At 64.5% G+C, this 20,425-nt stretch carries 25 protein-coding genes, 1 tRNA gene and 1 riboswitch; of the genes, 5 read left to right on the plus strand and 21 right to left on the minus strand.

Annotated elements, in window-relative coordinates:
- The 6 genes from LO50_RS10095 to LO50_RS10120 all read right to left on the minus strand — a co-directional run.
- A partial coding sequence (locus tag LO50_RS10095) for a glycosyl transferase family protein (RefSeq protein WP_044314894.1) occupies nt 1–966 on the minus strand: 966 nt, incomplete at its 3' end.
- Entirely contained in the window at nt 963–1,298 is a 336-nt protein-coding gene (locus tag LO50_RS10100) for a TusE/DsrC/DsvC family sulfur relay protein (protein WP_023445610.1), read from the minus strand. The genes LO50_RS10100 and LO50_RS10095, both read right to left, overlap by 4 nt.
- Complete coding sequence (gene tusB / locus LO50_RS10105; protein ID WP_023445609.1) at nt 1,295–1,597, minus strand: sulfurtransferase complex subunit TusB; 303 nt, start codon at nt 1,595–1,597, stop codon at nt 1,295–1,297. Before tusB ends, LO50_RS10100 begins: the two co-directional genes overlap by 4 nt.
- On the minus strand, nt 1,597–1,956 hold the full coding sequence (gene tusC, locus LO50_RS10110; RefSeq protein WP_044314895.1) for a sulfurtransferase complex subunit TusC: 360 nt from the start codon (nt 1,954–1,956) through the stop codon (nt 1,597–1,599). Before tusC ends, tusB begins: the two co-directional genes overlap by 1 nt.
- The gene (gene tusD / locus LO50_RS10115; RefSeq protein ID WP_044314896.1) at nt 1,956–2,348 is read right to left on the minus strand and encodes a sulfurtransferase complex subunit TusD; all 393 of its coding nucleotides are present in this window, start codon (nt 2,346–2,348) and stop codon (nt 1,956–1,958) included. Before tusD ends, tusC begins: the two co-directional genes overlap by 1 nt.
- Before the next feature lie 90 nt (nt 2,349–2,438).
- The gene (locus tag LO50_RS10120; RefSeq protein ID WP_044314897.1) at nt 2,439–3,107 is read right to left on the minus strand and encodes a Bax inhibitor-1/YccA family protein; all 669 of its coding nucleotides are present in this window, start codon (nt 3,105–3,107) and stop codon (nt 2,439–2,441) included.
- Between the two features lie 128 nt (nt 3,108–3,235).
- Between LO50_RS10120 and LO50_RS10125 the strand changes: the two genes are divergently transcribed.
- Nucleotides 3,236–3,325: transfer RNA gene (locus tag LO50_RS10125), tRNA-Ser, on the plus strand.
- A gap of 258 nt (nt 3,326–3,583) precedes the next feature.
- Nucleotides 3,584–3,856: a DUF1652 domain-containing protein gene (locus tag LO50_RS10130; RefSeq protein ID WP_041013998.1), complete on the plus strand. Its 273-nt coding sequence runs from the start codon at nt 3,584–3,586 to the stop codon at nt 3,854–3,856.
- Here LO50_RS10130 and LO50_RS10135 read toward each other — a convergent pair.
- The 3 genes from LO50_RS10135 to glnT all read right to left on the minus strand — a co-directional run bounded on the left by LO50_RS10135 (nt 3,831) and on the right by glnT (nt 7,042).
- A complete protein-coding gene (locus tag LO50_RS10135; RefSeq protein WP_044314898.1) occupies nt 3,831–4,478 on the minus strand; it encodes a TetR family transcriptional regulator in 648 nt (215 codons plus the stop codon). The genes LO50_RS10130 and LO50_RS10135 overlap by 26 nt on opposite strands.
- Nucleotides 4,479–4,581: 103 nt before the next feature.
- Nucleotides 4,582–5,655 (minus strand): putative urea ABC transporter substrate-binding protein, encoded by a 1,074-nt coding sequence (locus LO50_RS10140; RefSeq protein WP_044314899.1) that lies wholly within the window; start codon nt 5,653–5,655, stop codon nt 4,582–4,584.
- A 22-nt stretch (nt 5,656–5,677) separates the two neighbouring features.
- Entirely contained in the window at nt 5,678–7,042 is a 1,365-nt protein-coding gene (gene glnT / locus LO50_RS10145) for a type III glutamate--ammonia ligase (protein ID WP_041014012.1), read from the minus strand.
- Between the two features lie 145 nt (nt 7,043–7,187).
- Between glnT and LO50_RS10150 the strand changes: the two genes are divergently transcribed.
- Nucleotides 7,188–8,210, plus strand: coding sequence for an alpha/beta fold hydrolase (locus LO50_RS10150; RefSeq protein WP_044314909.1), 1,023 nt, complete (start codon nt 7,188–7,190; stop codon nt 8,208–8,210).
- A gap of 3 nt (nt 8,211–8,213) precedes the next feature.
- On the opposite strand, the gene LO50_RS10155 is transcribed toward LO50_RS10150, so the two are convergent.
- Genes LO50_RS10155 through LO50_RS10205 form a run of 11 tightly spaced genes read right to left on the minus strand, consistent with a single transcriptional unit; the run spans nt 8,214 to nt 17,424 of the window.
- On the minus strand, nt 8,214–9,053 hold the full coding sequence (locus tag LO50_RS10155; RefSeq protein ID WP_173425587.1) for an ABC transporter ATP-binding protein: 840 nt from the start codon (nt 9,051–9,053) through the stop codon (nt 8,214–8,216).
- Nucleotides 9,054–9,055: 2 nt separating this feature from the next.
- Nucleotides 9,056–9,934, minus strand: coding sequence for an ABC transporter permease (locus LO50_RS10160; RefSeq protein WP_044314901.1), 879 nt, complete (start codon nt 9,932–9,934; stop codon nt 9,056–9,058).
- Nucleotides 9,931–10,740: a hypothetical protein gene (locus LO50_RS10165; RefSeq protein WP_014820353.1), complete on the minus strand. Its 810-nt coding sequence runs from the start codon at nt 10,738–10,740 to the stop codon at nt 9,931–9,933. Before LO50_RS10165 ends, LO50_RS10160 begins: the two co-directional genes overlap by 4 nt.
- A complete protein-coding gene (locus LO50_RS10170; RefSeq protein ID WP_044314902.1) occupies nt 10,737–11,519 on the minus strand; it encodes an N-acyl homoserine lactonase family protein in 783 nt (260 codons plus the stop codon). Before LO50_RS10170 ends, LO50_RS10165 begins: the two co-directional genes overlap by 4 nt.
- The gene (locus LO50_RS10175; RefSeq protein ID WP_044314903.1) at nt 11,516–12,175 is read right to left on the minus strand and encodes a cysteine hydrolase family protein; all 660 of its coding nucleotides are present in this window, start codon (nt 12,173–12,175) and stop codon (nt 11,516–11,518) included. Before LO50_RS10175 ends, LO50_RS10170 begins: the two co-directional genes overlap by 4 nt.
- Nucleotides 12,172–12,933, minus strand: a complete 762-nt coding sequence (locus tag LO50_RS10180) for a creatininase (protein ID WP_044314904.1) — start codon at nt 12,931–12,933, stop codon at nt 12,172–12,174. Before LO50_RS10180 ends, LO50_RS10175 begins: the two co-directional genes overlap by 4 nt.
- On the minus strand, nt 12,930–13,814 hold the full coding sequence (locus LO50_RS10185; RefSeq protein ID WP_044314905.1) for a DMT family transporter: 885 nt from the start codon (nt 13,812–13,814) through the stop codon (nt 12,930–12,932). Before LO50_RS10185 ends, LO50_RS10180 begins: the two co-directional genes overlap by 4 nt.
- Nucleotides 13,811–14,566 carry an SDR family NAD(P)-dependent oxidoreductase gene (locus tag LO50_RS10190; protein ID WP_023445595.1) on the minus strand — a complete coding sequence of 252 codons (756 nt, stop codon included), beginning with the start codon at nt 14,564–14,566 and terminating at the stop codon, nt 13,811–13,813. The genes LO50_RS10185 and LO50_RS10190 overlap by 4 nt, the downstream gene beginning before the upstream one ends.
- Complete coding sequence (locus LO50_RS10195) at nt 14,566–15,354, minus strand: SDR family NAD(P)-dependent oxidoreductase (RefSeq protein ID WP_023445594.1); 789 nt, start codon at nt 15,352–15,354, stop codon at nt 14,566–14,568. Before LO50_RS10195 ends, LO50_RS10190 begins: the two co-directional genes overlap by 1 nt.
- 1 nt (nt 15,355) lies before the next feature.
- Nucleotides 15,356–16,378: a fatty acid desaturase family protein gene (locus LO50_RS10200; protein ID WP_023445593.1), complete on the minus strand. Its 1,023-nt coding sequence runs from the start codon at nt 16,376–16,378 to the stop codon at nt 15,356–15,358.
- Between the two features lie 44 nt (nt 16,379–16,422).
- Nucleotides 16,423–17,424 (minus strand): ABC transporter substrate-binding protein, encoded by a 1,002-nt coding sequence (locus tag LO50_RS10205; RefSeq protein ID WP_044314906.1) that lies wholly within the window; start codon nt 17,422–17,424, stop codon nt 16,423–16,425.
- 49 nt (nt 17,425–17,473) lie between these two features.
- Nucleotides 17,474–17,576: riboswitch (guanidine-I (ykkC/yxkD leader) on the minus strand.
- A gap of 200 nt (nt 17,577–17,776) precedes the next feature.
- Here LO50_RS10205 and LO50_RS24675 point away from each other — a divergent pair.
- Both LO50_RS24675 and LO50_RS10210 read left to right on the plus strand, forming a co-directional pair.
- Entirely contained in the window at nt 17,777–17,992 is a 216-nt protein-coding gene (locus tag LO50_RS24675) for a small membrane protein YohP (RefSeq protein WP_152623967.1), read from the plus strand.
- Between the two features lie 91 nt (nt 17,993–18,083).
- Nucleotides 18,084–19,349 carry a mechanosensitive ion channel family protein gene (locus tag LO50_RS10210; protein ID WP_044314907.1) on the plus strand — a complete coding sequence of 422 codons (1,266 nt, stop codon included), beginning with the start codon at nt 18,084–18,086 and terminating at the stop codon, nt 19,347–19,349.
- A gap of 31 nt (nt 19,350–19,380) precedes the next feature.
- Here the strand turns inward: LO50_RS10210 and LO50_RS10215 are convergent.
- The coding region (locus LO50_RS10215; RefSeq protein ID WP_044314908.1) for an allophanate hydrolase-related protein at nt 19,381–20,425 on the minus strand (1,045 nt) is incomplete at its 5' end.

The following is a 20,425-nucleotide window of genomic DNA, read 5'->3' on the forward strand; positions in this document are numbered from 1 at the left end:
GGCGCGCCAGTAGCTTTGCGCTTGCTCGAAAGCTGCCTCCCGCGTCGCGCCAAGGCCTCGCAGGGCAAGGGCCATGGTGGCGATCACAGCGAGTTCACCGTAGGCGTCTTCCTGCTCGCCAGCCCAGACGGCAAGCAGATGCTGCGGGTCGAGCTCTGCGGGCTTCACGTGGCGCCGCTCGGACAGTGCCGGCCATTCTTCGTCCCACGGCGTGCCGCCATTGGTGCCGTAGAGATGGGAGATGTTGTCCGGGTTCATCTCGATCTCGCCGCCTTCGCCCTTGATGACGATGGCGTGGTCCCCGAGCAGGGTGCTGGCCTGGCGATGGGCATCCTGATAGCCGGGGTGGAAGATGCTCTGCAGGCCGCAGCGTGCGCCCAGCGGGTTGAGCAGGCGCGCCAGCGAGTGGATTGGCGAGCGCAGGCCGAGCAGGTTGCGCATGTCGATCATGCGCTGCAGCACCGGCATCCAGGCTCCCAGCGGGATGAACGCGAGATTGCTCTGGTCCAGTGCCACGCTGACCTGTTGCCAGTTCTCGCATCGACGAATGCCCAGCAGCTCAAGCTGCTGTTCGCTATAGATGCGCCCAGCAGTATGGGCACCGCCACCGTGCATGAGGATGCGTATGCCATTGGCTGCCAGGCACTTGGCTGCCAGCAGATACCAGGGCAGGTGGCGCTTTTTGCCGGCATAGGTCGGCCAGTCGATATCGACCGGGATAGTCGGTGCCTGCACGCGCTCACGCACGGCCTGGGTAAAGCCCGCCAGCTCGTCGGGGCTTTCTTCCTTGTGTCGCAGCAACATGAGGAAGGCGCCCAGCTGAGCGTCCTCCACCTTGCCGTCGAGCAGCATGCCCATGGCTTCGCGGGCTTCTTCGCGTGTCAGGTCGCGGGCGCCACGCTTGCCTTTGCCAAGGATACGCACGAAGGCGGCGAAAGGATGTTCTGCAGGCGTTTCGAGGCTCATAGGCAGTTGCTCGGTTTTGGCAGCCCGGCCAGTTTGGCGGCCAGTTTGGCAGGGGTGCCCTTGAACAGGCGGTTGAGGTGCATGCTGTTGCCCTTTTCAGGCCCCAGCTTGAGTGCGGTGTACTTGATCAGCGGGCGTGTGGCCGGCGACAGCTGGAATTCAGCATAGAACTCGCGCAGCAGCCGAAGCACTTCCCGATGTTCGTCTTCCAGCTCCAACTCTTCACGGCGCGCCAGCGCTTCGGCAACGGCTTCGTTCCAGTCGCTCAGATCGACCAGAAAGCCGTCCTTGTCCAGCGCGATCTCGCGCCCATCCACTACCAGGCTGCTCATAGCCAGCTGTTGATCCGTTCGTAACGGCAGGTCAGTTCGACGAAGCCCGCGTAGTCCAGCAATTGCACGCGCGTCGGCAGCATGCCGAGTGCCCGGGCCTGCACGTCTTCTTCAAGTGCGAACAGCGCGACCTGCTCTGGCAGTTGCTCCAATTCGGTCGCGGGTTTGGTTCCGGCTGTCAGGGCGTAGGTTGCGTCGCCGGCCAGCAGCAGGGCGTCGGTGTCGCCTAGTAGCGGCAGACAGCTGTTGAAGCGGCCGTCGCTGAAGGGCGAATGGGAAAGCAGATGCAGAGTCGCCATCAGATCGTGATCACATGGTCATAGCGGTTGATCAGGGTGCTCAGGCCAGCGTCGTCGAGGATTTCGACCGGCAGCGCTAGAGAGGATTCGTCCAGCTTGCGCTCGGCCAGGCTGCGGCGAGCGACGAACAGGCTGTCGATGCCGAACAGCGGCAGCGCCTGCAGATTCGCGGTCAGGTCTTTCTGCTCGAGCGATGCGGCCTGCTGCGCCTTCGTAAGCTGGAATACGCCGTCATCGAGAAACAGCAGCCCTAGCGGCAGCTCGAAAGCGCCACCGGCCAAAACGATATCCAGTGCCTCACGCGCAGAGGGACCGGCCCAAGGCGCCTGACGGCTAATGATTAGCATGGAACGCGCCATCATTGGCCTCCGAAGCAGACGAGCCGATCGGCCTGCTGCGCGGCTTCATGCAACTGGCCCAGCCCCGACAGCTCCCAGCCAGCGGCAAGGTTCGCTGCCGGACGCTGGTAGCGCTGCGCTTCGCCGGCATCCAGTACGCCGCGACGCAGGCCGGCGGCGATGCAGACCACGCCGTCCAGCTGGTTGGCGCTGACGAAAAGGCTCCATTCAGCCGCCACGTCCAGTTCGTCCTGTGCCGCCACGACGTTCGCTGAAGCACTGTGCACGCCATCCTGATAGAAGAACAGCCGGACGATTTCATGCCCGCCAGCGAGCACAGCTTTGGCAAAGCGCAACGCGCGGCGGGCAGCGGGTGAATGGGGCGGAGCGAACAGGGCGATTACGAATTTCATCGGAGCACCATGGCAGAGCAGCGGACATGATACGCCAGCTGCGGGCATGAAAAAGCCCGCCGAAGCGGGCTCGTTCAAGACGATACCGGATCAGTCGTCGCCACCGAACATGCCCAGCAGCTGCAGCAGGCTGATGAACAGGTTGTACAGCGAAACGAACAGGCCGATGGTGGCCATGATGTAGTTACGCTCGCCGCCGTGGATGATGGCGCTGGTCTGGAACAGAATGCAGGCCGAGGAGAACAGCACGAAACCTGCGCTGATCGCCAGTTGCAGCCCGGTGATCTGGAAGAAGAAGCCCGCCAGCATGGCGCCGATCAACACGAAGAAACCCGCGGTGATGAAGCCACTGAGGAAGCTCATGTCCTTGCGGGTAATCAGCACGTAGGCCGACAGTCCGAAGAACACCAGAGCGGTCATCGACAGCGCCGAGCTAATCAGTTCACCGCCATTGGCCAGACCCAGATACATATTGAGGATCGGCCCGAGCGTGTAGCCCATGAAGCCGGTCAGAGCGAAGGTGGAAACCAGGCCCCATGCCGAGTTGCGCAGCTTGGCGGTGAGGAAGAACAGGCCATAGAAGCCGATCAGCACCACGAAGATGTTCGGGTAGGCCGCGTTGGCCTGCATGGCCATATAGGCAACCAGGCCGCTGAACGCGAGCGTCATGGCCAGTAGCCCGTAGGTGTTGCGCAGGACCTTGCTGACCTCACGCTGTTCGACCTGCGTGTGGCTAAGCGCGTATTCGTGTTCGTGCATGGCGACACTCCTTGGATGAATTCAAGCCTGAGACGATTTGTCCCGGATCATAACAGAGGCAAGTTGGATGCCTAGCATCAGTGTTTGACAGTGTATTTCTATCCGGTACTATTGCGCCCGCTTTATCCGGAAGTGTGGCCGAGTGGTTGAAGGCAGCGGTCTTGAAAACCGCCGAAGGGGAGACCCTTCCCAGAGTTCGAATCTCTGCGCTTCCGCCATCTGCAATCCTGAAGGCCCCGATTACGGGGCCTTCAGCGTTTCTGCGGTACGGAAAACGAGCGCGGATGTTGCCAGGCCCGGCGAATGTCAGGCTGCAGTTCATTGCGTAGGATGCCCGCGCGACTTCCTGCAACATCCGTAGGGCAAGTTTTGCTCTGACAGTGTCGACCCACGTTGTGCTGCAGTTGGCACTTGCCAGCCAAAGCGATGCGAAAGCCACTGCTAGAATCCGCCGCCTGACAAATGGAGTTGTCATCATGAAGCGATTCAGGCAACCGGAGGCATTTGCCCTGGTTCAACAATATTTCGAACCGCTGCTGTTCAGCGCGCGGATGGATTCGCCCTCGACCATCCGCGTGCTGTTAGTCGATGAAGCGGCAGGCGAGTCGCTCTTGCTTACCGGTTTGCCGTGCCGGCTATCGCTTTCCCGCGCCGAGATCACCGGGCTGATCAATACCATCGATCTGGACGCCGCCGCGCTGCGGCCGGCGCTGCTGAGCAAGCTCAAGCGCCCTCGCTTGCTTGGCTAGTCACGGATGGAGCGTGCGACGTCACCAGCGCCAACAGATTGCTCGCCATGAAGGGCGTCTGCTCCCTGAGCGAAAACAGCTTGGGTGACAGCAACCAGGTGTGGGTGATGCCCATCAGGCTCGAATAGAGCAGCAGCGCCAGCGATCGTGGGGATTGGCAGTTGCCGGTGCCAGGCGTCTGCTGACTTCGCTCAACCAACGCCTCCAGCAGCTGGACCATGTCGCGGGTCAGCTTGCGTTCACGCTTCAATGTGCTGGCCATCTGTGCCGTGAGTTCGGTCTTGTTCAGCAGGATCTCGAAAGACTGGCGATACCAGCGGTCCTCCAGCAACAGCCGAAACCAGTCGTCGATGAAGTGCTCGAGCGCGACAAGCGGCTCGTCGGCCAGCTTCCGGCTGCGGGCGATGAGCTGCTCCAGCGGTGCTTGGGAGTAGGCCAGGACCGCTTCGTACAGTTCGTCCTTGCTTTTGAAATGCCAGTAGATCGGGCCGCGGCTGAAGCCGGCGCTGTCGGCGATCATCGCCAGCGTGGTGTTCGAGTAACCGTTGCGGCTGAACAATTCCAGCGCCGCGGCAATGATCTTCAGACGGGTCTGTTCGGCGTCTTCTTTGGTCCGGCGCATGTGGGGCCTCAGATGATGCGCGGTGGCTCAGCCAGAACGCGCTGTGCGACAGCGCGCCGTGGCTGATGAATCGGTCGCGTGGCGCCCGTCAGGGGCTGAGGATTCAGAGTTTTCCGTCCGCGGCCATTTGCATGTAGGTGGTATCGAAGCGCAGTTTGACGTTGGCGTCCGAGCCCATCAACTTGCCGCCAGGCATGGCGATGCCGATAAAGTCTACCGAGTCCGCACCGTCGCCCAGCAGACCGTGGTCGAAGGAGAACCTGCGCACGCTGTCCATGGCCTGATACGCCTCGTCGCTGTTGATGAACGCGAGCGAGTCGGCAGGCTTCCAGAACATCTTCATGCCCTTGAGCTGGCTTTCGTACCCGGCCTGATCGGTTCCGGAGGCCTGGCCCAGCGAGGCACGCGCCTTGGCGCCTTCCTCGGTGTCGCTTTCCAGGATCGCCATCACCTCATACCAGGCGCCAACCACGGCTTTGCCGAAATCAGGGTTGTCGGCCAGGGTTTCACTGTTGACGATGGTCAGGTCCTTGATGTGGCCGGGGATCTGGCTCGAGTCGAAGGTGCGGTGCGCACCGGGCGTGGCGGCGACTTCGTCGAGCAGCGGGTTCCAGGTCACGACATTGCGCACTTCGTCCGTACTGAATGCGGCGACCAGATCGGCGTCCGAGGTGTTGACCACCTGTACGTCGCGCTCGCTCATGCCGACGCTATCGAGCGTCTGGGCCAGCAGGTAATGCGAAACCGACAGCTCGACCAGATGGATCTGCTGATCCTTGAGGCTCTTCAGGTCGGCGCTGCCCTTCATCACCATCCCGTCGTTGCCGTTGGAATAGTCACCGACGATCAGTGCCGTGGTATCGATGCCGCCGGCTGCCGGAATGGACAGCGCATCCATGCTGGTGGCGACCACCCCGTCGAACTGGCCGGCGCTGTACTGGTTGATCGACTCGACGTAGTCGTTGACCTGGGTGATGTTCACTTCGATCCCGTACTTGTCGGCCCACTTCTTCATGATTCCCGACTCATCCGCATACTTCCATGGCATCCAGCCGGCGTAGATGGTCCAGGCAATATCGAAGCTTTTCTTTTCCTCGGCCTGCGCGGCAAAAGGCGAAAGGGCTGCAAAGATCACGGCGCCGGCACAGAGTGCCCGCTTGAACGTATTGGCTTGCATGGTGAATCTCCTTTTCATCGAGTCAGAAGAATTTCAGGTAGCGCTGGATTTCCCAGTCGGAAACATGGGTGTGGTAGGCATTCCATTCGTCGCGCTTGTAGTCGACGAAGGCCTGGTACATGGCGTCGCCGAAGACCTGGCGCGACAGCGGGTCGGCCTCGAAGGCGTCGATGGCTTCGGACAGCGTGCGCGGCAGGGTTTCGATGCCCATGTCCGCGACATCCTTTTCGCTGTAGTCGTACATGTTCTCGCGGTGCGGCTGGCCCGGTTCGAGCTTGTCGCGGATGCCTTCCAGGCCGGCGGCGAGGATCATTGCGGCGCCGAGGTAAGGGTTGCAGCCGATATCCGCGGCGCGGCATTCGACCCGCGCGCCCTGGGACGGGATGCGCAGCATGTTGGTGCGGTTGTTGTTGCCGTAGCAGACGAACACCGGCGCCCAGGTCGAGCCGGACATGGCGCCCTTGCGGATCAGCCGCTTGTAGCTGTTCACCGTTGGCGCGATGACCGCGCAGATCGCCTTGGCGTGTTTCAGCACGCCGGCGATGAAGTGATAGGCGAGCGGGGTGACACCGCAGCCGTGAGGGTCTTCGCCATCCACTTCGAAGAGGTTCTTGCCCGAGGCCAGGTCCGCCAGGGACATGTTGTAGTGCGCACCGCTGCCGGTGCGCTGCGCGGACGGCTTGGGCATGAAGGTGGCGAAGGCGCCATGCTTGCGGGCGATCTCATTGGCCATCATGCGGAAGAACACGAAGCGGTCGGCCATGGTCAGCGCGTCGGCGTACTTGAAGTCGGTTTCGAACTGGCCGTTGGCGTCTTCATGGTCGAACGAGTACACGCCCCAGCCCATCTCGTTCATGGCTTCCACCAGTTCGTCGATCACCGGCAGGTTGTCCATCAGCAGGCGCGGGTCGTAGCAGGGCTTGGCCGCGGTATCACGATCGCTGAGCGGGGCGAAGCCGCCGTCCGGGGTGTCCTTGTAGAGGAAGAACTCGGTCTCGATGCCCAGATTGAAGCTGTAGCCCATCTCGGCCGCAGCGTCGGTCTGGCGCTTGAGAATGCCGCGCGAGCAGGCGTCGAACGGCTTGCCGTCCAGGTAGAGGTCGCTGGCGAACCAGGCCAGGCTGCGGTTCCAGCTGCACTGGGTGGCGCTGGCCGGATCGGGCATCGCCGCCACTTCGTTATCGCTGATCTGCTGCGGCACGCCGTCCAGCGCTGCGCCGGTGTACAGCTCGGAACCGCGAAGCATCTGCCCCAGATGGTCGAGCGGAACGAACTTGCCTTTGATCACGCCGTGCATGTCGACGTAGCTGGCCATGGCGTACTTCACGCCCTTGTCCTGCAGCCGCTGTTTCAGCTCCTCGACGGAGGAGAGTGGGAAGCTGGTCATCTGCTTGCGCTCCTTGGAGTCATGAATGGCGGCGCTTGGCACCGCTGGCACGATTCCTTCATCCAATATACATGCCAGCGTGTATAGAAACGGGCTACGTCTGGTGCCACTGCTTGCCCGTTTCGCCGATGTGGGAGTCATGCAGATGCTTGAAATAAAAAGGGAAAAGAAATTTTTCGCGCTGGGCGAAATAAGCCTGGAAAGCGGCGAGCGATTGCGTAATGCACGCATTTGCTATCAGGTAATAGGCACGCCGAACCGGGCGCGAGACAACCTGGTGCTGATTCCGAGCTACTACGGCGGCACACATTGGGGCAGCCTGCCCCTGCTTGGTGCGGAGGGGCCACTGGCAGGCGGCGATTACTGCGTGGTGCTGACCAACCTGTTCGGCGCCGGCTGGTCGACTTCGCCGAGCAACGCGGCGCCAGGGCAGGAAGGTGCGGACTTTCCACAGGTGAGCCTGCTGGACAATGTGCACGCACAGAAGGCCTTGCTCGACCGGCTGTTCGGTGACGACTGGCAGCTCGCCCTGGTGACGGGCTGGTCCATGGGCGGCATGCAGACGCTGTTCTGGGCGATGGCCTATCCCGAGCGGATGCGCGCCATCCTGCCGTTCTGCTGCACGGCGCGCTGCTGGCCGCACAACCGGGTGTTTCTCGAAGGGGTGAAGGCGGCGCTGTGTGCCGACGCGGCCTGGCAGGGCGGTCGCTACGCCACGCCGCCGGAACGCGGCCTGCGTGCCTTTGGCCGCGTCTATGCCGGCTGGGCCTATTCCCAGGCTTTCTATCGCCACGAGCTTTGGCGCGAGCTGGGCTTCGAGAGCCTGGAGGCGCTGCTCGACTACTGGGAGCGGGACCATTTGGAGCAGGACGCCAACGACCTGCTCTGCGTGCTGAACACCTGGCAATCGGCCGACCCGGCCCGCAGTTTCGGCGGTGGCTCGCTGGCCGAAGCGCTGGGTCGCATCCGCGCGCGGTCCATCCTAATGCCCGGCAGTACAGACCTGTATTTCACCGTCGAGGACGCGCGGCACGAGGCATCGCTGAGCCCAGGTGCTGAGCTGCGGGTGCTCGAATCGGACTGGGGCCATTGCGCCGGTGGGCCGGGCCGCAGCGCGCCGGCCATGCAGCAGGTGTTCGCGGTAATGGCCGAGTTGCTCGGCCGCTAGCCTTCAGCCGGCCACGGCGCTGAGTTTGGCCAGTTGCTCGAGGTCGGTCTGCATGCCGGACGTCTCGCGGATGCGGGCGAGGATTTCGCGCTTGAGCTCGGTGAATTCGGGCGCGAGCTTCATGTCCTGATGGCGCTGGGCCGGCAGCGGCACCTCGTAGATGGAGTCGATGCGCCCGGGCCTCGGCGCCATCAGCACGATGCGGCTGCCCAGATAGATGGCTTCCTCGACATCGTGGGTGACGAACAGGATGGTGCTCTTTTCCAGCCTGTGCACATGGCGGATGAGGTCGTGCATGACCTCACGCGTCTGCGCATCCAGCGCACCGAACGGCTCGTCCATCAGCAGCGTCGCGGGCTTGGGCAGCAAGGCGCGGGCAATGGCGACGCGCTGCTGCATCCCGCCGGAGAGCTGGCTGGGATAGGCATCGGCGAAGCGCGTCAGGCCCATCAGGTTGAGCAGGGCGTCGGCGCGGCCGGCGGCCGACTCCACGTCTCCATCGTGGCGCACGGTGTCGCCGATCACCTTGAGTTGGCGGCAGAACTTGATGTTCTGCATCACCGTCAGCCAGGGGTAGAGGCTGTAGTGCTGGAAGACCATGGCGCGGTCGACGCCAGGGCCGTCGATGGGCTTGCCGTCGAGCAGGATCTCGCCACGGCTCAGCGTTTCCAGCCCGGCGATGATTCGCAGCAGCGTGGATTTGCCGCAGCCCGACGCGCCGACGAAGGTGACGAACTCGTTGGACTGGATATCCAGGTCGATCGACTGCAGCGCCTGCACCTCGCGGCGCTCGCTAACAAAGGTCTTGCCGATCTGGCGGACACGAATCTTGGCATCGGACATGGTCATTTCCTCATCCAGGGGAAGGCGCGGCGGTGCAACCAGCGGAAGGCCTGGTCGGTGAGCAGGCCGATCAGGCCGATCAGCAGGATGCCGGCGAAGATCTTGTCGGTGTGCATGTAGCGCTGTGCCTTGAGGATGGCGTAGCCGAGGCCGGAGTTGGCGGCGACCAGTTCGGCTACCACCAGATAGGTCCAGGCCCAGCCGCAGGTGATGCGCAGGGTGTCGAGCAGCGCCGGTTTGGCCGACGGCAGGATCACCAGCTTGACGATCTCGCCCCGATTGGCGCCCATGGTCTGCGCCGCCTCGATCTGCGCCATGGGCACACGGCGCACATCCTCGGCGACCATCAGCACCATCTGGAAAAAGGTGCCAATGAAGATGATTAGCACCTTCGAGCCCTCGTCGATGCCGACCCAGAGCATCACCAGCGGAATGAACGCCACTGCGGGCATATAGCGGATGAAGTCGGTGAGCGGTTCGAGAAAGGCCTGCACCGGCCGGTAGGTGCCAATGTACAGCCCCAGCGGCAGCGCAATCAGTGCCGAGGCACCGAAGCCCGCCATGACCCGCCAGACGCTGATGCCGATGTCCCCCAGCAGCCCCTCGCTGGTCCACCAGCGACCGATGCGTTCGAGCACCGCGCCGGGGCTGGGCATGAACATCGGGTCGGCGAGGCCAAGCGCGGTCCACAGCCACCAGATGATGAAGGGCAGGCTCAGCCCGGCGCCGGTCAGCAGCCAGGCGCTGCGCCGGGATATCTCGCCGCGAATGCGCCAGAAACTGCTCTTGCGCACCACCTGTTCGGCCGGTGCGGCCGGTGTTGCCGTGTGTCGCGGCTGCGCGGCGGTGGCAGCGGAGGGGATGCTGATCTGCGCTGTCATGCGGGAACCTCCTGTGAAACGGTGGGCACATCGAGTTCAACGCGTTGCCAGCCACCGGCCGCCGGATAACGACCAAGCGCGGCGAGGTCAGCAGTCGGCAGGCTGGTGGGGTCGGCGAAGTTCCAGTAGCTCGACAGCAGGGCGTCGCCGACGCGGCCGGGGAGCGTCGAGTGAGTGATTTGCCAGGGTGTTGCGCCGTTGCGGTGGCGGCCGAAGGACAGCTCGCACGCCAGCAACTGTGGCCGCAGCGCGGCGCCGACGGCGGCCAGTTGGTCACGCAGATGGCCTGTGCTGGCCGGCAGCAGAATCGGGCGCTCGGCAGCGAACAGGAAGTAGTCGCCCGCCACCAGCAGGTAGGCCTGGCGAGCTGGCTGCTCCGCCGCGCGCAGCCAGATGCCCCAGTTGCGCCCCTGCGACTCCGGCAGGCGCTGCCAGATTTCGTGATAGCTGCCGTCCAGCCCGTCTTCCAGCAGCCGCTCCGGGGTCTCGAAGTGCATCAGGCCGATATCCGCAGGCCCGCCCGGCGGCTGGAAGTCGATCAGCCGATGCCACTGGCAGATATCGCCGTTGACCTCGGTGACGCCGGCGAAGCCAGCCTGCTCGCTCAGGGCCAGCTGCTGGGCATGGCTGCAGGTTTCTAGCGAGGCGGCTGGCGGCAGCGCTTGCGGCCGCGGCAGGCGCAGGTCGGCGTGCAGGCTGGCGGTTTGCAGCCAGTACACCTCGCTGGTTTCGTCACGCAAGCCGGCCGTGGTGGTCAGCAGGCGCCGGCGCCACACGCCGAGATAGGCATCGGGAACGCTCTTCATGCGTGGTACTCCGGAAAGCGTTTGAGGGTGCGCCAGAAGGCCATGTCGTGATTCGGCCAGATAGCGGCGTCGGTTTCGGCAGCGGTGACCTTGAGCGTGCGGATGCTGGCCAACGCCAGGTCTTCGCGGTCCTGCCAGCAGAGGCCGGGCGCGACTTCGTCGACCAGGTTCTCGCTCAGGTCCGCAGCGTCCCCGGCGAGAATCACCGGCTTGCCGTGCGGCAGTTCGATAAGCAGCGACATGTGGCCGGCCGTGTGCCCGGGGGTATTGATCGCGCGCAGTCCGGGCAGCAGCTCGTATTCGTCGCGCTGCAGCTTCCAGCGATGTTCGCCGGCAAAGTCATCGGCGAAGTAGGCGTCGTCCGCCTGGGCGCAGGCGGCGGCGAGTTCCGCTTCATGCACATGCACATCGCAGCCGCACAACTCGCACAGGCCGCCGGCGTGATCGAAATGCAGATGGCTGAGGAACACGAGATCAATATCGGCGGGGGACAGCCCGTGTCGGTCCAGATGGGCGGGCAGACGCTGTTCCTCGGTCATCTCGGGCGGCCCCATGGGAAACTCCACCGGATCGAACCAGCGCGCACGCAGCTGCGGATCGCTCAGCTTGGCGTAGTCGCAGCCGACATCGAACAACACCCGTCCCTGTCGGGTTTCGATTAGGAAGGCGAGGATCGGCGCGTCGATCAGCGTGCCCTGGCCGCGATTGCGGGTGGAAATCGACTTGTCATAGCGATGCGTGGCGGTCAGCAGTGGCCAGAGCTTCAGCACATCGGTCATGCGGCACGCTCCAGGCGCCGCAGCAGGTCGGTGCTGTCGGTCACGCTGCCGAACAGCCCGCCTTCGACTTCGATCATCGCCAGTGCAGCGGCGTGCAGCTGTGGATCGGACGAGGCGCAGGCATCGCTGACGGTCAGGCAGTCGAAGCCAAGGTCGATGGCCTGGCGCAGCGTCGAGGACACGCAGACCTCGCTGGTCACGCCGGTCAGGATCAGCCGCTCGATGCCGCGGCGTCGCAGGATCAGTTCCAGATCGGTATGGGCGAAAGCGCTGTAGCCGGGCTTGTCGATCACCGGCTCGCCAGCGCGCGGCTGCAGTTCGTCAATCAGGTCGTGGCCGAATTCGCCGCGCACCAGCAGGCGGCCGAGGGGGCCAGCACTGCCGATGGGGGCGCCAGTCGCTTCGGCACGGCGGCGTTTGGTGTCGGGTAGATCGGAAAGATCCGGACGATGCCCCTCACGGGTGTGCACGACCAGCATGCCCAGCCCGCGAGCGCGATCCAGCAGCGCCTGAATCGCCGGAATCGGTGCGCGCAGGCGGCTGACGTCCATGCCGGCCTGGTCGGCGTAACCGCCCAGGGCGCAGAAGTCGCGCTGCATGTCGATCACCAGCAGCGCCGTGCGCTGGGGGTGCAGCAGGTTCGTCGTCAGGCTCACAGGGCGAACTCCTTGCACACCGCGGCGGCGATGCCTTCGACGATGTCGTCGGCCAGCCGCTGGCCTTTCGCCGCGCTGGAGCCCTTGGCCGAGGACAGCACGCCGGAAGGCGGTACCCACTGGGTACGGGAGGGATACATGTCGTAGGGCGGGAAGTCGGCCGGGGCGTCGTCGGGAATCTTTTCCAGCGCCACCAGCTGCGGATGGAAGTGCAGCATCAGCGAGGTCTCGATCACCGCGGCATGCTCCAGGGCGAAACCGGGAAAGCCGTCAGGGAAAACGTCAGTGAGAGTCTGCTCGCGGCAGAAATCCCAGTGTTCCAGGCGCATCACTTCCAGCCCGGCGCCCGGTCCGAGGTCGCGCAGCGCCAGCTGGATGCCTTCGGCGACGAACCACTGATTCTCGTAATGGCCGAGCACCAGCACCAGCCGGCGCACGCCGTGGCGGTGGAACTCCCGCACGGCGTCGCGCACCAGCGCGCTCAAGGTCGCGCCATCTAGGCTGGTGGTGCCGCAGAAGTGCTGGCCGCCGCCGCATTTCGGTTGCGACTTGTAGCCGTAGGAGAGTGCCGGTGCGACCAGCCCGCCGACCCGCGCTGCCACTTCGGCGCTGATTGCGCTGGCCAGCAGCGCGTCGGTGCCCAGCGGCAGGTGCGGGCCATGCTGCTCGGTGGCGCCGCAGGGCAGGAAGACCACGGCGCCTTCGCCGATGCGGCGTTCATAATCGACCCAGCTCAGTTGATCCATGTGCACGGTCATGCGCAGGTGCTCCTTGTCGCAATGGGAAGGGGACGTTCCGGCCAGCCGGCGATCAGCGCGGCGGTGGTGATCAGGGCGGCGCCGAGCCATTCGTTCGGGCCGATGGCGTGGTTGCCGAACCAGGCGGACGACAGCACCGCGGCGATCAGCTCGAACACCACCAGCACCGCGGCGCGGCCGGCCTCAAGATGAGTGAGGCCGTACTGCACGGCGGCCATGCTGACCAGCCAGCCGAGGGCGAGCAGGCTGATCTGCCAGGTCAGGGTCAGATCCAGCGGTGGTATCGACTGACGAAACAGCAGGCAGAACAGCCCACCGAGCAGCACGCTGCCGATGAAACTGACCAGCGCCTTGCTCGCCAGCGGCACCCGGTCGGCGGCGCGGGTGGCGAGGTTGTTGAGGCTGAAGGCAAGGCCGGCGGAAAGCGCCAGCCAGTCATTCGCGCCCGGCGCGTCCAGGGCTTCGCCAGTGATGCCGAGGGTCAGGCCGATGCCGAGCATTGCCAGCCCCAGAGCGAAAAGCCGTGTGCCGCTGAAGCGTTCGCCTAGCAGCAGCCAGCCGCCGACTATCGCCCACACCGGTGCCAGGTAGAACAGCAGCATCACCCGCACCACGTTGCCGTCAGCCAGCGCCGTGACCAGTGCTGCGGTGGCCCAGCCGCCGCACAGGCCCATGGTGAGCACCTGGCGATATTGGCTCGCCCACTGCCGGCGCTGCTGCCAGAGCACCGGTAGCGCCAGCAGGCTGAGCAGCGAATAGGTCAGCAGCACCAGCGGCATGCCGGCCAGGCCGCGGGCGGCGAAGAACTGCAGCGGCAGCCAGCCCAGGCCCCACATGATGGCGCCGCCGATCAGCATGCCCTGCGGCATCAGGCTGTTCATGCGCCCATCCAGGAGCCGCCATTGGGCCCGAGCAGCTGTCCGGTGAAGTAGCTCGACTGCGGCGAAAGCAGAAAGACGATGGCCGCCGCGACTTCCTCCGGCGTACCCAGGCGCGCCATGGGGATCGCCAGTTCCTTGGCCATCCACTCGTCGCTCATGTGCTCCGGGCTGACCATCGCCGTGGCGATAGGGCCGGGTGCGACGCCATTGACGCGAATGCCATCGGCGGCGAATTCGCGCGCCAACGAGCGGGTCAGGCCGATCACCCCGGCCTTGGCCGTGCAGTAGGCGGTGTACTGCTCGCGGCCGAGAAAGCCGAGGTCCGAGGCGACATTGACGATGGCGCCGCTGCGCCGCGGCTGCATCCGCGCCAGTGCATGACGGCAGCAGCGATAGACGCCGGCGAGGTCGACGCCCAGCACCATGGCCCAGTCTGCTTCGCTGGCCTCGAGAAAGGGCTTTTCCAGGATCACCCCGGCGTTGTTCACCAACAGATCCAGTGGCCCGTGCGCCTCGATGGCCTCGAACATCGCCGCGACCGCGGCCGGGTCGCTGACATCCGCTTCGATGGCCCAGGCGTCGCCGCCATTGGCGGTGATCTGCTCGACCAATTGGTTCGCCAGATCATGCTGGTCGCGATGGTTGATCCAGACCCGCGCACCCTCGGCTGTCAGTGCAAGCGCGGTGGCGCGGCCGATACCGGTCGCCGCGCCGGTGACCAGGGCGGTCTGGCCAGTAAAGATGGCAGCCATTAGTGCATCACCTCGCCGTGGCTGACCGACAGCGCCTGGCCGGTCAGGGCGGCAGCCAGTGGCGAGCCGAGAAACAGGAAGGTGCCGCCCAGATCCGCAGGCGTCAGCAGCTCCGGGATGGCCTGGTTGGCGAGGATCGTCGCCAGTTCGGCGCTGTCGCTGCGGCCGTTGGCGTCGGCCATCACCTGCAGCGAGCGCATGGCCGCATCGGTGGCGATCCAGCCGGGGCATACCGCGTTCACCCGGATGCGCCGCGGCCCGAGTTCCCAGGCCAGAGAGCGGGTCAGGCCGACCACTGCGTGCTTGCTGGCGACATAGGCGGAAAAGCCCGGCACGCCTTTCAGACCCCAGATCGAGGCCTGGTTGATCACGCTGGCGCCGGCACGCAGGCGTGGCAGCAACGCACGGGTCAGGCGTTGCATGGAGCCGACGTTGTTCTCCAGCAGGGTCGACCAGCGCTGATCGGCCTCGAAGCTGCACTCATCCAGCGGCGTGGCGTATTCGACGCCGGCGTTGTTGACCAGCACATCGGCATTGAGGCCGCGGCAGGCGAGGTCATCGGCGTACTGCTGCACCGCCTGGCGATCACCGAGGTCCAGCGCGGTGCAGTGCAGCGGCGTCTCGTCAGCGAGTTCGTCTGCGAGCCGGGCGAGGGCGTCGGCGTCACGGTCGAGCAGTTCCAGGGTGGCGCCGGCAGCGGCGAAGCTCTGCGCCAGTCCCCGGCCGATGCCCCCGGCGGCGCCGGTGATGACCACGCAGCGGCCGCGGTAATCCAGTGCCTTGTGCATGTCACACCGCCGTCAGGAAGGAGACGCCCACGGCGCCGTAGAAGTTGTCGGCCTTGTGCGGCCCCTCGCTGACCACACCGTAGTCATCGTCCAGCACGCGACGCACGCGGTAGCGGTGGAAGCTACCGAGCAGCTTGCGCATCGGGATGACCTGGTTGTAGGTGCTGCCGTACAGCTCGGCGTGCAGCTTGGGCAGTCGATACCAGGGCGCTACCGGCTTTTCGTGGTGGGCGTTGTGGAAGGAAAAGTTGAGCAGCAGCAGGTTCAGCGTCGGCCAGCGTTCCGAGACTACGTTGCTATAGGTGTTCTGCTGCTCGTAGCTGCGGTCGCGGCGCTTGTCCTCCGGCAGCTTGCCACCGTCCTCCAGCACGGCGAAGGCTTCGTAGGTGTGCTGATAGGCATCGGCGAAACGCAGCACGCTGAGCATGATCATCCAGGCCACTGCGTAGAGCAGCACGGCCTTCAGCGACAGCGCCGCGAGCCCGGCAAAAAGCAGCGTGCGAACGGCCAGCACAGCGGCGACCTTGCCACGCCGGGCGCGGTGCTTGTCGTTGTCGGTGATGAAGGGCAGGGCGATCACGTAGAAATGCATGATCAGCTCCACCGCCGGCACATAGGCCCATTCCAGCGCCAGCACCAGCTTCTGGAACCACAGCGGGCGTGCCTTGAGGAAGGCCTTACTGTCGAAGGTGATCACGTCGGCGCGGTCGACGTGGTGACGCATGTGTTTCTTGCGCAGGTCCTGAAACTCGGCGTAGCAACTGCCGCACAGCCAGCTGCAGACGTTGCCGGCCCATTCGTTGTGCTTGGGCACGCTGAAGATGGCGCCATGGGCGAATTCGTGGATCAGGTAGGCGGCGATGATCATGCCGTGGGCCAGCAGCAACGTGCCCAGCGCGTTCAACCAGCCGTTGCCGGCGAACAGCAGGGCCAGGCCGCCGCCGTAGGCAAGCGCGGTATAGAGAATGGCCAGCGTGTTGGGCAGGCGGCCATCGGCATAGCGGTACAGGGGTTTGGCAGTCATGGTGTTCTCCAGCACAGGCGGGCTACGGCCCGCCCGGCGTCGGCTTACTGGGCGAGCGCTTCGGTGAACTGGGCGTCGTAGGTCTTGCTGAAGTCCGGGATGGTCGGAATCTGCCCGTTGTCCTTGAGCAACTTGGCGATGATCGCGCCGCTGCCATGGAAGGAATGGGTGTCGTCACCTGGCGTGAAGCTCTTGCCCATCTCGTCGAGTGGGATGTTGTAGGCGCCGGCCATCTGCTCGACGGCTTCTTCGGCGCTGACGCCGAGCACCTCGCCGATGATCTCAGCCGACTCCTCGGGGTGCGCCTGCATGTAGGCCAGGCCGTCGAGATAGCCCTGGATCATTGACTTGATGGCAGCGGGCTTCTTGGCGATCACCGCTTCGTCGAAGACCAGTACATCGGTGATCAGGCCTGGCGCGTCCTTGGACGAATAGACCACCTTGAACTTGTCGCCGCCGCCCATGGAGAGAATCTGCGAGACGTTGGGCTCGTAGGTCACGCCGACCGGCAGATTGCCCGAGGCCATGGCGCCGGGAATGCCTTCCGGAGTCATGTTGACGGCGTCGATGTCCTTGTCGCTCATGCCGTTCTGTTGCAGCGCATAAGCCAGCAGGAAGTCCGACGGAGACAGCGGGTTGAAGCCGACCTTCTTGCCCTTGAAGTCGGCGACCGACTGAATCGAAGCATCGGCGACGATGGCGTCACCGCCGTTGGAGAAGTCGATGGGCATCACCACCCGATGCTTCAAGCCCTTGGCGACCGAGGCCACAACCTGGTCGTAGGTGAGCATGCCGCCGTCCAGCGCGCGGCTAAGCATGGCGGTGGGAATCAGCGCAGGGTCGTTGAAGAACTGCAGGTCTACATCCAGACCGTGGGGCTTGAACAGGTCTTTCTTGTCGGCGACGTAGAAGGGGCCGTAACCGGCCCAGACCACAGTGCCGATCTTCAGCTTCTCGGCGGCCTGGCTGGCCAACGGTGAAATCAAGGTCGCAACGGCGAGGCCGGCGGCGAGGAGGGTCTTGTTCAGCGAGCGCAGTGTGGACATGGCGTGATTTCCCTACACATTGGAATGACAAGGCACGGGATGACATCGCGTCTCCCGGGCTTTTATCCCTCCGTGTAGTCCCGTCCCTGGGACCGGAGAACTCTCGGACCAGCGCCCACTCCCTGTGAGCCGGAACCCTAGTTCTCCTTGAAGCTGCTCCTGTGTTTGTGCCAAGCGTCATGAGTGCCGGTGGCGACTCATCCCGTTCACTTGGGATAGAGCAGATTGCGTGCCAGTTGCCGTGCAAGCTCGGCAAGCCCGCGTGGTACGGCGCGTGCGGTGCGGTACGAGGCTTTTTGTTGAGCGGCGGGCATGCTCGGATGCAGGTCAATTTCTGAAAGGGCGCTCCCGAATGGTGCTGCGGCGCGTCTTAATGATGATCGGGATAGAGTCGCGAGATGTACTGGTCGGCGAAAACCTTGAACGATGGGGGTACCTGCCAGTCGGAACTGATGAACTCACGAAGAACGGGAGCCATCACATGCTGAAGTTTCTAGGTAGCACCATTGGCATCATCTTTCTGATCGGCCTGATCGTCGTGATCGGCCTGTTCGCGCTGGTCTTCTGATAAACCACGGACGCACCCTGGGTCGCAGATTGCACATCGGTCGGCCCAGGGCTGCGCTCTTCTCGCAACATCTCTTCCCATGACTCGACTGATGCGTTTGCCGCTGGCCCTGCTAATGGCGCTGCTCGTGCTGTCCTTGCCATTGCCGGCAATGGCGCAGGTGGATGATGGCTTGGCGACGGTGCGGCTCGACGGCCGCGCACTGTTTCGTCTTGGCGGAACCGAGGAGCTGGAGGCGCGCCTGCGGGCTCGGCAGATAGAGCGGCAATTGCTGACGGTGTTGGAAACCCCGCAGGGCATCAGCAGGGCGCGCATCGCGCCGGCCGGGGAAAATGCCGAGGCGCGCCAGATCACCATGGCTGGGCGCATCCTGATGCAGGTCACTGAGGAGGATGCCCAAGCCAACGGCCGGGCGCTTGAGGCGCAGGCGCGCGAGTGGGCGTCGGTTCTCGAAACTGCGCTGGTGCAGGCCAGCACACGGCGGACGTCGGAGCGAGCGCGCTTCGTGACCGACGTCCGCGCGAGCGTCGATACCGCCTTCGCCCGGTTGCTGGAAGCGGCCATCAGCATCGTGCCGCGGGCACTGGCGGCGCTTCTGGTGATCGGCGTGTTCTGGGCCCTGGCGGCCGGCGTGCGGGGGCTGACGCGGATCATTTCCGAGCGGTTGGTGCGGGATCGAACGGTCGAGAACCTGATCAAGCAGGTCAGCTACTACACAGTTTGGCTGCTGGGCCTGATCGTCGCGGCCACCGCTTTCGGACTGGAACCCAGCACGTTGGCGACTGGCCTCGGCCTGACCAGTCTGGCCCTCGGTTTTGCGCTGAAGGACATTCTCTCCAACTTCGTCAGCGGCCTGCTGATCCTCACGCTGCGGCCGTTCAAACTCGGCGATCAGATCGTCATCGGCGAAACCGAGGGCACCGTCGAACGTATCGAACTGCGTGCCACCCAGATCCGCACCTACGATGGTCGCCGTGTGCTGGTGCCCAATGCCGAGACCTTCACCTCGCGGGTGACCAACAACACAGCTGCTCCGGTGCGCCGTGCCAAGGTGTTGTGTCACCTGGGATATGAGGTCGAGGTGGCTCAGGTGATGGCACTGCTGAATGCGGCGGCCCTGGAAACCGAAGGGGTGATCGATACGCCGCCACCCGTCGTTGTATTGCTGGAACTGCGTGCTGATGGCCTGACGTTCCAGCTCAATTTCTGGTGCGACTCGAGGCGGTCCGACTTCATGCAGACTGCCTCGCGGGTGCGGATCCGTGTCATACGTGCTCTGCGCGACGCAGCCGTGGCATTACCGGACCCGGGCACTAGTACCGTTAGGCTTCTGGACGATCCGCCCGAACAGTCGTGATCACCAGAGGACAAAGCTGCGTGGCAGTGCTTCAGTCGCGGCTGGCCAGCCAGGCCTTCCAGCCGCCGAAGTGGGTGATGTCCTCGGCGCCGTCAAGGCCGTAAGCATCGCAGATAAACCCGGTTTCCCAGCGCCCGTCTTCTAGCTCCACTTTGCCCAGGCCCAGCGGCGCGGGGATGCCGGTCAGGAAAGAGCCCAGCTCGCTGCTGGGGATGTCCCAGACTTCCACGGCAATCGCCGCGCCACCCTCGGCGACGCGCACCATCCCCGGGCGTAACAGCGGGCCGCCGGCCAGGGCGTAGAGCTTGTACGCCGCGCTGCTGGTGGTTGCCTCCAGCAGCCGACCGCCGCGCTGGCGAAGTTGCCAGTTCAGCGGCAGGCCATCGAGGTGCGCGCCGCAGACCACCACTCTCGTCCGGTCGTTGCGCGCCGGATTCTGCAGGGCGGGTGTTGTGATCGCATTGCTGCCCACCAGGGCCAGGTCGGTTCGGCGTTGCAGCGCATCGGCCAAGCTCAGCAGGTACTGGTCGGTGAACACCCGGCCGAACATGGTCACGCCCCAGGGCAGGCCGTTATCCATGACGCCGGCAGGCACCGCCACCGCGGCATAGTCCAGCATGTTCATGAAGTTGGTGTAGTAGCCCAGGTCCGAGTTGCGCTTGACCGGTTCGGCGTGAAGCTCGGCGAGCGTCACCGGGCGCGGGTACGCGGGCGTCAGTACGCAATCGACCTCGGTCATGATCCGGTCGCAGATGGCCTTCAGCTGCTGCAGGCGGTATTGCGCTTCGAACAGTTGCACGGCGGTGGTGCCCGGTGCCTTTCCCAGTACCGCCTTTATCACTGGCAGGACGGCGTCGGGTTGCTGCTCGATCAGCGCGCCGGCCACGCTATAGCGTTCGGCGACCCAGGGGCCTTCGTAGAGCAGGCGTGCAGCTTCGAGGAAGGGGGCGAAGTCCACTTCCACCGGCTCGCCGCCAATGGCTTTCAGGTTTTCGATGGTGGCGGCGAACAGCGCCGGGCTTTCCTGGCAGCCGAGAAACTCCGGGTTCTTCGGCACGCCGAAGCGGAAGGCTTTC

The sequence above is a fragment of the Stutzerimonas stutzeri genome (assembly GCF_000935215.1).
Taxonomy (GTDB): Bacteria; Pseudomonadota; Gammaproteobacteria; order Pseudomonadales; family Pseudomonadaceae; genus Stutzerimonas.

Excerpts from the sequence above, each read along its gene's own strand:
- LO50_RS10100 (WP_023445610.1), bottom strand. The coding sequence starts at position 1,298 with ATGAGCAGCCTGGTAGTGGATGGGCGCGAGATCGCGCTGGACAAGGAC.
- tusB (WP_023445609.1), bottom strand. The coding sequence starts at position 1,597 with ATGGCGACTCTGCATCTGCTTTCCCATTCGCCCTTCAGCGACGGCCGC.
- tusC (WP_044314895.1), bottom strand. The coding sequence starts at position 1,956 with ATGGCGCGTTCCATGCTAATCATTAGCCGTCAGGCGCCTTGGGCCGGT.
- tusD (WP_044314896.1), bottom strand. The coding sequence starts at position 2,348 with ATGAAATTCGTAATCGCCCTGTTCGCTCCGCCCCATTCACCCGCTGCC.
- LO50_RS10120 (WP_044314897.1), bottom strand. The coding sequence starts at position 3,107 with ATGCACGAACACGAATACGCGCTTAGCCACACGCAGGTCGAACAGCGT.
- LO50_RS10130 (WP_041013998.1), top strand. The coding sequence starts at position 3,584 with ATGAAGCGATTCAGGCAACCGGAGGCATTTGCCCTGGTTCAACAATAT.
- LO50_RS10135 (WP_044314898.1), bottom strand. The coding sequence starts at position 4,478 with ATGCGCCGGACCAAAGAAGACGCCGAACAGACCCGTCTGAAGATCATT.
- LO50_RS10140 (WP_044314899.1), bottom strand. The coding sequence starts at position 5,655 with ATGCAAGCCAATACGTTCAAGCGGGCACTCTGTGCCGGCGCCGTGATC.
- glnT (WP_041014012.1), bottom strand. The coding sequence starts at position 7,042 with ATGACCAGCTTCCCACTCTCCTCCGTCGAGGAGCTGAAACAGCGGCTG.
- LO50_RS10150 (WP_044314909.1), top strand. The coding sequence starts at position 7,188 with ATGCTTGAAATAAAAAGGGAAAAGAAATTTTTCGCGCTGGGCGAAATA.
- LO50_RS10155 (WP_173425587.1), bottom strand. The coding sequence starts at position 9,053 with ATGTCCGATGCCAAGATTCGTGTCCGCCAGATCGGCAAGACCTTTGTT.
- LO50_RS10160 (WP_044314901.1), bottom strand. The coding sequence starts at position 9,934 with ATGACAGCGCAGATCAGCATCCCCTCCGCTGCCACCGCCGCGCAGCCG.
- LO50_RS10165 (WP_014820353.1), bottom strand. The coding sequence starts at position 10,740 with ATGAAGAGCGTTCCCGATGCCTATCTCGGCGTGTGGCGCCGGCGCCTG.
- LO50_RS10170 (WP_044314902.1), bottom strand. The coding sequence starts at position 11,519 with ATGACCGATGTGCTGAAGCTCTGGCCACTGCTGACCGCCACGCATCGC.
- LO50_RS10180 (WP_044314904.1), bottom strand. The coding sequence starts at position 12,933 with ATGACCGTGCACATGGATCAACTGAGCTGGGTCGATTATGAACGCCGC.
- LO50_RS10185 (WP_044314905.1), bottom strand. The coding sequence starts at position 13,814 with ATGAACAGCCTGATGCCGCAGGGCATGCTGATCGGCGGCGCCATCATG.
- LO50_RS10190 (WP_023445595.1), bottom strand. The coding sequence starts at position 14,566 with ATGGCTGCCATCTTTACTGGCCAGACCGCCCTGGTCACCGGCGCGGCG.
- LO50_RS10195 (WP_023445594.1), bottom strand. The coding sequence starts at position 15,354 with ATGCACAAGGCACTGGATTACCGCGGCCGCTGCGTGGTCATCACCGGC.
- LO50_RS10200 (WP_023445593.1), bottom strand. The coding sequence starts at position 16,378 with ATGACTGCCAAACCCCTGTACCGCTATGCCGATGGCCGCCTGCCCAAC.
- LO50_RS10205 (WP_044314906.1), bottom strand. The coding sequence starts at position 17,424 with ATGTCCACACTGCGCTCGCTGAACAAGACCCTCCTCGCCGCCGGCCTC.
- LO50_RS24675 (WP_152623967.1), top strand. The coding sequence starts at position 17,777 with ATGGTGCTGCGGCGCGTCTTAATGATGATCGGGATAGAGTCGCGAGAT.
- LO50_RS10210 (WP_044314907.1), top strand. The coding sequence starts at position 18,084 with ATGCGTTTGCCGCTGGCCCTGCTAATGGCGCTGCTCGTGCTGTCCTTG.